The following is a 10,338-nucleotide window of genomic DNA, read 5'->3' on the forward strand; positions in this document are numbered from 1 at the left end:
CTATGATCATCAAAGCAAATCGAGTGGACATCCGTTCTCATTCCGTCGTTCCGGTATCCATGGAAATCGAAGAAGGAGTTATTGTCTCCATTACCGAAATAGAGGAGGAGTGTTCCACCTATATTCTCCCCGGATTCATTGACGCCCATATCCATATAGAAAGTTCGATGCTTATTCCCAGTGAGTTCGCCCGTTTGGCGGTGCGTCACGGTACGGTAGCAACGGTTTGTGATCCTCACGAAATTGCCAACGTTTTGGGGATGGCGGGTGTTGAATTTATGATCAAAAACGGGGAAGAGAGCGGATTTAAATTTTATTTCGGCGCATCTCCTTGTGTCCCCGCAACGCCGTTCGAGACCAGCGGTGCTATTTTGGACACGGATGCGGTTCGTACATTGCTTGCCAATCCGAAAATAAAATTTTTAAGCGAGGTGATGAATTTTCCGGGGGTACTTTCCGGTGATCCGGATATGCTGCAAAAAATCGAAGCGGCACGCACTATCGGAAAACCGGTAGACGGGCATGCCCCGGGGTTGCAAGGAGAGGAGCTGGAACGCTATATTGCTGCAGGGATTACGACGGATCATGAGGCATTCACCTACGAGGAGGGGCGTGAAAAGCTTGAGAAGGGGATGAAGATCATTATTCGAGAGGGATCGGCAGCTAAAAATTTCGATGCTCTCCATCCTCTGATTGAATATTTCTATGATGATTTGATGTTTTGTAGTGATGACGCTCATCCGGACGATCTTTTACAGGGACATATCAATACGATGGTTCGCCGCGCTATCCAAGAGGGGCACAACCTTTTTCATGTTTTGCAGATCGCCTGTATCAATCCGATTCTCCATTACGGGTTGGATGTAGGGATGCTCCGTCCGGGTGATCCGGCCGACTTTATCGAAGTGGCCGATTTGTCGGAGTTTGCGATTGTAAGGACATTTATCGACGGGAAGATCGTTGCCGACATCAAAGAGTCGCTATTGCCGCAGCTCACAGTAGCAGCCGTTAATAACTTTCACACAACATTAAAATGTGCCGAAGATTTTGCGGCACCCTGTTGTGAGAATACCGAAGTGATTCAGGCAATCGATCACGAGCTCATTACCCATGAGATGCAGGCGCATCTGTACTGTAGCAAAGATCACAGCTTCGGCGATCCGGAACACGATATTTTAAAAATTACGGTCATCAATCGCTATGAGGATACCGCTCCTGCCGTAGCGTATGTAAACGGTTTCGGTCTCAAAAAAGGGGCCATCGCCTCCAGCGTTGCTCACGATTCACACAATATCATTGCCGTCGGATGCAGTGATGAAGAGATAGCCGCCGCAGTCAATTTGATAATTACGTCGCAGGGGGGGATTAGCGCGGTTGAGGGAGACAATCACAAAGTTCTTCCCCTCGATATCGCGGGGATTATGAGCAGTCATGATGCCTTCGAGGTAGCTGAAGCGTATAACTTTTTAAGCCGATATGTTACCGAAACACTGGGTTCGTCTTTGAGTTCCCCTTTTATGACCTTGTCGTTTATGGCTTTGCTGGTGATTCCGGAGCTGAAACTCAGTGACAAAGGGCTTTTTGACGGACGCAGTTTTCATTTTATCCATCCGTGTAAAATTTAGCCAAAAATGGTAAAAGTAGAGCTATAATTAATACAGAATGGTTATCTCACACCATTGTGTAAGTCCGAAAGCTACCCATTTTTTTAAATGTAGCAATTGGTTCTTATTTATAAAAGGATAGGTTATGAAAAAAAGACTTCTACTCTTGGCTCCACTTCTAGCTGCTGTTTCTTTGGGTGCAGGGGAGCGTTATTACGACGGTTATTCGTACGTCGGTATCGGATTTGAAAATGCCGCGTATCAAGAAACCGTTTTTATCCCTAACCTTGGATCGGTTAAATCCAAAGCAGTTGTTTCAAGTCCCGTTTACTCAAGCGGTACGTTGGTAAAAGTAAATGAGCGGTACGATTTTTCCCTTGATTTTTCATCAACGCTCCTTCCGTCCAAGACGACAGAGAATTGGGACTCTCCTAGCGGGGCGCTACAGCGTAACGATTACGACTTATTGACCAACAATGCAATGATACTTGCCCACTATAAAATAACACCACAGCACCGTATCGTGGCAGGGCCAAATTATACGTTGAATACGTTTAAGCGCTATACTTGGGTTCAATTGGATCCACGCATAGCGATTCCGGTAGGTGTCATTGAAGAGCGTTCCGCCTCATTGAGTGCAACGCTTGGATACTGGTATGAGAATAATACGGCCGCTTTGGAAGGGTGGAGGATTAAAGGGCATGCGTTACTCGGGCTTCCGGTATGGCAACAAACCAATAATACCGCAAGCGGCGGAGATGTCGTCTTTAATGATATTGGCGGATACAATACGGATGTGAGTCTGTATGCGGGCTATGCCCTTTTTAAAGGGCTTGAAATCGGGGCATTTGTAGGTGGAAATTACCAAAAAAGAAACGGCGGTTCGCAATTTGACAGTGCCGGTAATAATGTAGTTTGGCCCGAAAATACGTTGATGATTTATCGCGGCGGTCTTAACGCGGTATGGAAATTCTAGCATTCTATCTGACGTTACGCACTTTCCGGGCAAAGCCCGAAAAGTGGCAGGGACAATTTGTCCCCTGCACCCCCCTGAAGTTTCCCGTATCTTTCGGATACGGGAGATTACTAACCTTTTCGCACTTGTTTAGAGAAGCTGGGTAAGGTCAAATTCTCTTTGTATAAAGCCAGAAAGTAATTTTTTGGTTGCAATGCAACCTTTTTTCTCCTCTTCTCTCCTTTAATCCAACGAATATAATAAATAGAAGTAGATTAATATGGTATTAATTATTTTTATAGAAGAATACCCTTCTAATATTAAAATTTATGCTATTACAGTGTAATTTTAGTTTCTAAAACGGAGGTTTTAATGAAAAAGTATGCTTTATCCCTTGCCGGGATAGCGTTAGTGGGAGTCAGTTCTCTTTTTTTATCCGGATGCTTGAGCCCGGATGAAGGGAACATCTCCGGTACCGCCTATCTGGTTGACAGTAATGTCAGCGGTGTCAATTATCATTGCGGTCAGTTATCCGGTGTGACGGGAACGAACGGTTCATTTCCGTATCAAAAAGGTCAAACATGTACTTTTACGATCGGTTCTACTGCATTTACTATTGCGGCGGATAAAATTACGAACGGCAAATCATTAACACCTTTTGACGTATTTCCGGAAGATGACGAAAAAGCGATCAACCTTGCCCGTCTCCTCCAAACGTTGGATTCGGATAATAATGCCAGTAACGGTATTGATATCAATGCTTCGGCACATCTTCAACTCAAACACCAGATGGAGTTCGGTGCCAATTTTGACGCCAATCTTACCTCTGAGCTCAACGGAAGCGTTTATCAAAACCAGATACGCACCCGGGTTCAGGCGATGGAACATTTGTCCGCTACCGTCGGGGCAATAACCCGTTCTACCTTTACAACGTTTGAACGGATTGCGGAAATCGATATTAATGCCAGTTCTATCGAAAGCGCGTCGGGTTCCTCTAACCCTACCGATCAGGCGCGATACGTTGCGCAGAAAATTGCGCAATACTATAATGATGTGAATGATCAAAACACAGGTTACTCCATAGCGGATTGGGTATTGGGGGGATCAACGATGACGGGGAAAGCCGATAATAACAAAACGGCCTATAATCCCTATATTCTGGAAATCCCATCACCGGACAATAACAAAACGATGATTGTTGAAGTGTGCAATAAAACGCATGCGGGGAGAGCCATTGCCGGAAGTACCATTATCGGCGGTGAAGGGCACGGACCTGCATTGCCGTGCGAAATTGCGGTTTATACCGATAGGGTGACCGGGAAAATTTACGTAGACATTCTCGATCCGGTCGGAAGCTTTGCGATTTTCTTTAACGATTTAGGGACCAATGCGGCGATGGCGGCAATGGCCCTTCAGGTTAAAACGGAGATTAAACTGATCACCTACAAAGGGCTAGATGCAGGGGCGGTTTCCTATACACGCAAGTCAACACCGATGGGGCCGGTTTTCACTGCCGACGACATTAAAGCGATGAGCAATCAATACATTACCTACACCTATGATATCAATACCAGTGATGCCGGATGGCAAGGGGCAACGACATCGGCTGCCAAACGGGCCATGGCGATCAAAGCGGCGCAAAAATTGATTGAAAAAATGACGGTCAATATCCCAAGCGGATATACCAATGCCTATCTAAGCGCGCCGTATGTTGCAGCCGGCAGTTTCGGAGTCAACGGTACCGATTTGAATGCAACTCTTGTCGGAAATGCAGACTACAACCTCTCCGAAAATGGGTATTGGCGTTCTGCCCGTTCTGCACCGTTGAGCGTGCCGCGTGATGTTGATACTGCGGTGTATGGATTCATCTACACCGTTGAAGCGTGTTCTCCGACGTATGCAAAAATGGCATTGAGTATGGGTGGAGACAGCCGTAACCATGCAACGGCGCTTCCGTGTCAAATGTCCTTTTACATTGATGACAGCGACGCGAATGCCCCGAAGCTCAAAGTGGTTTTCTTAAACCCGGAATTTATGTTTCAAACCCTCTTTAAAGATAAAATGGCGGGTCTCAGTACGACGGATCAAACAGCACTCAGTGCGATGGCGACAACCGTCAAAAACGATCTGGTTAATCTGACCCGCTATGTGATGAACAATTCAGCGCTTGGCTGGATCATCCCTGCCGCCGTGAAAAAATAGATTCCCCCTTCCGGGGAATCCTCCATTACCTTTCACAACTGTCATCCTTCTATAGTCAATAGGAAAATTTTAATTTAAACATTCGCGTTTGAAATACTCACGTCCCACTTTGCATAATGGACACGCAACCGGCGGTTTTTTGCCTCGGTGGATGTGTCCGCATACTTCACAGACCCAAATTTCATCTTCTTCGCTGGCAAAGAATCCATCGGCGATCAATGCTTCCTTGAGGGTGGCGTATTCGCGTTCATGCTCCACTTCGACTTTACCGATAGCATTAAAAAGGCGGGCCAAATCATTGTGCCCTTCCTCTTTGGCGATTTCGCTAAATCCTGGATACATGGTTTCATGCTCATAATGCTCACCCGCCATTGCGGTATCGAGATTGGCAGCCGTCGCATCGACGTCACAGCCGTGGATCAGTTTATGATACGCTTTGTATTGGGCACGCGCATGATACATTTCATTGAATGCCGCTTCACGGAAGTGACGTTCTACCGCATGCCACCCTTCATCACGGGCGATATCGGCAAATAACTCGTATTTATTGCGAGCCATACTCTCGCCTCCAAACGCTTTCATCAGATTCACCGCTGTGAGACTTTCGGTAATCATTTCCATATTATGACCACAGCAAACGAGGGTCCCCCCTCCGACATTTTGAACTTCGATCTCATTTCCGCATGTATTACAGCGGTAGGTTTCGTATTGACGCATTGTAATCCTTTCTATAAAATAGTTGATTTAATCATACTCTAAATGGGTAATATTTAGAGCATTATATTTTTCCAAAAAGGGCGAAATCCCTCCGGTGATTTTAGCCAATCTCCTTGAATGTTAAATGTGAATTAATCATATCTAAAAAAGAATATTTATTACGCTATAATTATCTAGAAACCAACACTCTAATAAGGTTAAGTAATGTATGAGCAGCTTTTAAGATCAAAAGGGTTGAAATCGACTCCGCAACGTTTGATGGCTTTAAAAGCGATACAAGAAGGTGGACATATTGATATCGATCAATTGCATGATAGTTTCAATCGTTTAGGGATGAAGATCCCGCTTGCGACCTTGTATCGCATTTTGGGTGAACTCTCTTCGGTCGGAATTTTACATACCGTGACCTTATCGGGTCAAAAAACACGATACGAGATCGCAAAAGGGGATCATCCCCATTTTTTATGCGAACAATGCGGACAATTGGAAGATTTGCATGTCGCAATGGATGAAATTGCAACGATTGCACAGAACGCATGTGTCCATTCAACCCGTTCCGTATCGGTAATGCTGCATGGTATTTGTCAAAATTGCAGTTCTATTCCGGATAAGACAAGGGAAAGTGAAGGATAATTTTTCCATCGCCCAAAAGCGATGGAAATACGAAATCAGTTATTAACAACGTCTACTTTAGGAGTAGTCAGAGTAGATGCCGGAAGGATCGGATAGACGATAGTCGGTTTTTTGCCCTCTAGCGATTTAAGAAACGTTTCGATTTCGTTCGTCTCTTGATCGTTCAAATCAACACCGAGCTGGATACGTCCCATCTCTTTGATCGCTTCGCTTAGAGTAGCGATTTGGCCGTTATGGAAGTATGGGGCGGTTTCGGTAACGTTGCGGAGTGTCGGTACACGTACTAAGCCCTTGGTATCCCCTTTGAAATCGCCGATATTCATATATTTATAAGGTGCTACGACCCCAAATGCCTGCATCGTTCCGCCCAGTGCGATGTCGTTGTGACAGGTTGCACACCCTTTATCGATAAAGGTTTTAAGCCCTTTTTGCTCTGCTTTGTTCAACGCTTTTGTATTGCCGTTTAAAAAATCGTCATAGCGTGATGGGGTTACGAGAGTACGTTCGAATACGGCGATCGTATCGGCGATTTTTTCAAACGTAATTTTGACATCTTTGCCGTACGCTTTTTGGAACATTTTGACGTATTGAGGCATGGAGTTGACAACATCCGTGACCACTCCTTTTGGAGAAGCCATTTCAGGGGCTGCTTGGATAGGCCCTTGTGCTTGGTCTTCAAGATGGGGAGAGCGTCCGTCCCAGAATTGCCGGCTGTAGAATACGGCATTGTAAACGGTCGGCGAACTCAAATTATGAGGATTAGCGGTCCATTTGTGCCCGATTGCGGCGCTCATACCGTCAACGCCGCCGGTTGCCAGATTGTGACACGTATTACAGCTGATCAAACCGCTTTTAGAGAGGCGCGGTTCGAAATAGAGCATTTTACCAAGCTCGACTTTAGCCGCAGTGGTCGGATTTTTGGGGTTCGAAGTAAGTTTCTCGACGGCTTTTGCACTTGAAGGGATCGGCTTTAGTCCTGCCGTTTTAGCTTCACTTATCAGTGAAGCGCCCATAACGCTAGAAGCGACGATGGCTGAAATGAGTAATGCTTTCATAAATGACATCCTGTGAATTATTTTATAAAAGAATTATAGCTGAATCCAGATAAAAGTGAAATATTATCATTTACAACTTATTATCATTTAATAAATTAACCCTATAATGGTGGAAATTTTTATATAAGGTAAAACATGAAAATCTTTGTTGCTTTGTTTTCAACAGTATTGTCTTTAATGGCAATAGAACCGCTAGTGAGTCCGCAGTGGCTGAATGAACATCAAAACGATGCCCAGATTCGGATCGTCGAGGTATCGGATGGCGATACGTATCAACTTGAGCATATTGGCAATGCAGTGCATACTGCTATCGGTTCATGGCGTTTTGATAATGGAACTTTTCTCTCCATCCGTCCAGTTGAAGAGATTGAAAGAGAGATCAGCCGTCTGGGAATCGATGAAAAAATCGATGTTGTTTTGTACGCACCGATCAACAATCCGAAAGATTTACTCAAAGCCAGTTATATCTATTGGGCATTGCACTATCACGGCGTAAAAAACGTTGCCTTGCTTGATGGAGGTATGGGCGGATGGAAGAGTGCACATTTGCCGCTCAGCAATGATAATGTTATGATAAAACCTACGGTTTTTAAAGCTGTGCTGGATAAAACAAAGATTGCCGATATGAACTATGTAAAAAACCATTTGGGCAAACTTCCTATGATCGATGCACGTCCAAGCGATATGTATCTAGGTGTCACTCCGACACCTACCGTAAAACGTAACGGACATATCAAAGGGGGAATGAGCTATTCATGGAATTACTCCGTCGATAAAGAGTATCTCTTAAAGTCCAAAAACATGTTGGAGTCGGTTTTTAAAGAGGGGTACAAACTGGATAAAAATAAAGAAGTGCTCGTCTATTGTACCGGCGGGCTGGAGACATCGTTTAATTATTTTGTTTTGAACGGTGTTTTGGGGTATCAGCATGTCCGATTATACGATGCATCGATGAAGGAGTGGGGAAATCGAGATGATACGCCGATGATTCAATATCGTTACGAACTCTTTCAAAAATAAAACACTTACCTTTTATAACGATGTAGCATGGGTTTATAAAAATATAACCCTTGCGCACCATCTACCCCAAGTTCTTTGACTACCTGGATTGAGTAGTTTCTCATACACAGAAGCCAGCAGAAGATGAATTCGATGTAGGGTTACACCCATTATTTGGATGTTTCCACCATTAAAGGGGGTTCGTTTTCAAATTTTAAATAGACAAATCGATTTTTTAAAGCGTCATAAAGACGAAAATATTCGCAATGAGTTTGGATACGGTCACTGTGGACGAGAAAAAGAGATTCGGGAGTTAAAGGGAGCTTTATAGGGGCAGCCGATTCAAGGCGGATCAGGGTATTGTCCTGCTTCAGTACGAGCCAAATGACAAAAGGGCGGTTTAGTGCGTATAAAGAGCGATTCGAATTATTAATGGTAATGCGATCAAAATCTTTGTTAGACGCCGTCGTTACGCTGACCGATTCGGTACGCTCCAAATCGGTTCGAAGCAACGAGAGGATTTGATTTTTTTTCCCAAGCACGGCTTCTTTTTTTTGATAAAAAACCTGCTGCTTTCGTAAGTTATCAATGGATCCGAATAAGAAAAGGGCAATTAAACCAAAAAGGGTGATCGAGACCAGCAGCTCGATTAGAGTAAATCCCTCTCTTTTCATTGGGTATCCGCCGGCATTCGAAAAAATATTCTTTTGTCCCCTTTATTTTCAAGAACCGTTTTTTGGACAAAAATATGAGCTTGTGACGCAGTAGGATCGATAGCACTCAGATTCATCGAGATAAAAGGATCAATCATCTCCTTGGGGAAATAGCGTATATGGAAGGAGCTCTCTTTTAAGTTTTCAGCGATTCTTGGATGGTCAATCTGGTAGCGTGCACTCAGAATTTCATACATACTCATTGTCCGTCCATGCATATTTTCATTGACCTGACTTGCCGCCACACTCATCATCAAAGAGGAATCAAATCGGTTTAGGGCATTTGCAGACGTATTGGAGGCATGGGATATGACATGCATCAATGCCAATGTCGCAATCGAAGCAAGAGAGATGGCTACGAGTGTTTCGATCAGTGAAAACCCTTTACTCCCCCGCATAATAATCATCACTTCTCATGGGATAACGGCTTTGATTAAAGATAAACTCCTTAAGAGCCTCTTCGCTTTTGGTAATGTAGGGTTTATCTCCTCCAAGCGGGGAATAAAGGTAAAAACGTTCTTGGTTTTTGAGTAATAAAGGAGAGGTTGAACCATCAGGATAGAGCGTGTATTCGAAACATTTTTGATGGAGGCTACCTTCTGTTTTGGTAATCATTTTGCCATATTTTTTCAGTTCGCCGAAACGGTCAAATCCATATCGTTCTATTGCCCCTTCGAATTGAAGGTGAATTGTCGCAAGCGGCGTTTCATCGGCAGACCAGACACGGCACTCTTTACACGACAAATCACAAACTAATCGAACTTTGCTCGATTGAGAAAGTGAAGTTAAACTGCTTTTGAGAGACAACAGTGTTATACGCGATGCCGTCGATTTCTCTTTTTTTAAGGTAAAAATCCCAATAGAATAAACGACTCCGACAATCGTCATGACCACTAATAATTCAAAGAGGGTCATTCCGCTGCGCGAGGTTTTCACTATCGGCACTCAGAGAGTTTTTGATCCTTATCTTCATCTTTGCCACCCTCTTTACCGTCACTGCCCAAAGAGATCAGTTCGACAGAACCATCTGTATTAAGATAGAGATAAGGTTTATTCCATGGATCTTTTGGAATATTCTTCCCTTCGAGATAGCCGTTGGGTGAGTATGCGCTGTATTCATCCGGGTTGGGGTTGGTCACGAGTGCTTTTAGCCCCTCTTCGGTTGTCGGATAAGAGCCGTTATCGACTTTGAACATTTTTAGACTCTCGTTTAAACTTTTCATCTGAATGCACACCAGTTTTTGTTTGGCTTCATCACTCTTGCCGGTAATATTAGGGATAACAAACGATGCTAATAACCCAAGGATAATGATAACAACCATGATTTCAATCAACGTAAACGCTTTTCTTTGCCGTGTTCGATACATTCGATAACTCCTGCCCTCTATTTGTCTTATTATAATAAAAGAATCAAAAAATAGGACTTAATCATTTGGTATAAGTTTATATAAATTTCAAGC

Annotated in this window: 11 protein-coding genes; 5 read left to right on the plus strand and 6 right to left on the minus strand. The window is 43.9% G+C overall.

All coding sequences use genetic code 11. The features are described from left to right. The first annotated feature begins 2 nt into the window (after positions 1-2). The 3 genes from ade (at position 3) to M0P91_RS04030 (ending at position 4,761) form a co-directional block, all read left to right on the plus strand. The gene (gene ade, locus M0P91_RS04020; protein WP_295064858.1) at positions 3-1,625 is read left to right on the plus strand and encodes an adenine deaminase; all 1,623 of its coding nucleotides are present in this window, start codon (positions 3-5) and stop codon (positions 1,623-1,625) included. 124 nt (positions 1,626-1,749) lie between these two features. After that, positions 1,750-2,580 carry a hypothetical protein gene (locus tag M0P91_RS04025; RefSeq protein ID WP_295064860.1) on the plus strand — a complete coding sequence of 277 codons (831 nt, stop codon included), beginning with the start codon at positions 1,750-1,752 and terminating at the stop codon, positions 2,578-2,580. Between the two features lie 351 nt (positions 2,581-2,931). Then, positions 2,932-4,761 carry a hypothetical protein gene (locus M0P91_RS04030; RefSeq protein ID WP_295064862.1) on the plus strand — a complete coding sequence of 610 codons (1,830 nt, stop codon included), beginning with the start codon at positions 2,932-2,934 and terminating at the stop codon, positions 4,759-4,761. A 69-nt stretch (positions 4,762-4,830) separates the two neighbouring features. Here M0P91_RS04030 and M0P91_RS04035 read toward each other — a convergent pair whose 3' ends face one another. After that, positions 4,831-5,478 carry a ferritin family protein gene (locus M0P91_RS04035; RefSeq protein ID WP_295064864.1) on the minus strand — a complete coding sequence of 216 codons (648 nt, stop codon included), beginning with the start codon at positions 5,476-5,478 and terminating at the stop codon, positions 4,831-4,833. A gap of 204 nt (positions 5,479-5,682) precedes the next feature. Here M0P91_RS04035 and M0P91_RS04040 point away from each other — a divergent pair, with 204 nt between their 5' ends. Then, positions 5,683-6,111, plus strand: coding sequence for a Fur family transcriptional regulator (locus M0P91_RS04040; RefSeq protein ID WP_295064866.1), 429 nt, complete (start codon positions 5,683-5,685; stop codon positions 6,109-6,111). A gap of 35 nt (positions 6,112-6,146) precedes the next feature. Here M0P91_RS04040 and M0P91_RS04045 read toward each other — a convergent pair whose 3' ends face one another. Then, complete coding sequence (locus M0P91_RS04045) at positions 6,147-7,166, minus strand: cytochrome-c peroxidase (RefSeq protein ID WP_295064868.1); 1,020 nt, start codon at positions 7,164-7,166, stop codon at positions 6,147-6,149. Positions 7,167-7,301: 135 nt separating this feature from the next. Between M0P91_RS04045 and M0P91_RS04050 the strand changes: the two genes are divergently transcribed. Continuing rightward, on the plus strand, positions 7,302-8,186 hold the full coding sequence (locus tag M0P91_RS04050) for a sulfurtransferase (protein WP_295064870.1): 885 nt from the start codon (positions 7,302-7,304) through the stop codon (positions 8,184-8,186). Positions 8,187-8,335: 149 nt separating this feature from the next. On the opposite strand, the gene M0P91_RS04055 is transcribed toward M0P91_RS04050, so the two are convergent. The 4 genes from M0P91_RS04055 to gspG are packed head-to-tail and all read right to left on the minus strand — an operon-like array spanning position 8,336 to position 10,245. Then, a complete protein-coding gene (locus M0P91_RS04055) occupies positions 8,336-8,839 on the minus strand; it encodes a type II secretion system protein J (protein ID WP_295064872.1) in 504 nt (167 codons plus the stop codon). Next, on the minus strand, positions 8,836-9,285 hold the full coding sequence (locus tag M0P91_RS04060; RefSeq protein WP_295064874.1) for a prepilin-type N-terminal cleavage/methylation domain-containing protein: 450 nt from the start codon (positions 9,283-9,285) through the stop codon (positions 8,836-8,838). The genes M0P91_RS04055 and M0P91_RS04060 overlap by 4 nt, the downstream gene beginning before the upstream one ends. Continuing rightward, positions 9,263-9,814, minus strand: coding sequence for a type II secretion system protein (locus M0P91_RS04065; RefSeq protein ID WP_295064876.1), 552 nt, complete (start codon positions 9,812-9,814; stop codon positions 9,263-9,265). Before M0P91_RS04065 ends, M0P91_RS04060 begins: the two co-directional genes overlap by 23 nt. Then, positions 9,814-10,245: a type II secretion system major pseudopilin GspG gene (gene gspG, locus M0P91_RS04070; RefSeq protein ID WP_295064878.1), complete on the minus strand. Its 432-nt coding sequence runs from the start codon at positions 10,243-10,245 to the stop codon at positions 9,814-9,816. The genes M0P91_RS04065 and gspG overlap by 1 nt, the downstream gene beginning before the upstream one ends. Positions 10,246-10,338 lie beyond the last annotated feature (93 nt).

It is taken from the genome of Sulfuricurvum sp., assembly GCF_023229695.1.
In the GTDB taxonomy this organism is placed as follows: domain Bacteria; phylum Campylobacterota; class Campylobacteria; order Campylobacterales; family Sulfurimonadaceae; genus Sulfuricurvum.

Coding starts and splice junctions, on each gene's coding strand:
- ade (WP_295064858.1), top strand. CDS start 3: ATGATCATCAAAGCAAATCGAGTGGACATCCGTTCTCATTCCGTCGTT.
- M0P91_RS04025 (WP_295064860.1), top strand. CDS start 1,750: ATGAAAAAAAGACTTCTACTCTTGGCTCCACTTCTAGCTGCTGTTTCT.
- M0P91_RS04030 (WP_295064862.1), top strand. CDS start 2,932: ATGAAAAAGTATGCTTTATCCCTTGCCGGGATAGCGTTAGTGGGAGTC.
- M0P91_RS04035 (WP_295064864.1), bottom strand. CDS start 5,478: ATGCGTCAATACGAAACCTACCGCTGTAATACATGCGGAAATGAGATC.
- M0P91_RS04040 (WP_295064866.1), top strand. CDS start 5,683: ATGTATGAGCAGCTTTTAAGATCAAAAGGGTTGAAATCGACTCCGCAA.
- M0P91_RS04045 (WP_295064868.1), bottom strand. CDS start 7,166: ATGAAAGCATTACTCATTTCAGCCATCGTCGCTTCTAGCGTTATGGGC.
- M0P91_RS04050 (WP_295064870.1), top strand. CDS start 7,302: ATGAAAATCTTTGTTGCTTTGTTTTCAACAGTATTGTCTTTAATGGCA.
- M0P91_RS04055 (WP_295064872.1), bottom strand. CDS start 8,839: ATGAAAAGAGAGGGATTTACTCTAATCGAGCTGCTGGTCTCGATCACC.
- M0P91_RS04060 (WP_295064874.1), bottom strand. CDS start 9,285: ATGATTATTATGCGGGGGAGTAAAGGGTTTTCACTGATCGAAACACTC.
- gspG (WP_295064878.1), bottom strand. CDS start 10,245: ATGTATCGAACACGGCAAAGAAAAGCGTTTACGTTGATTGAAATCATG.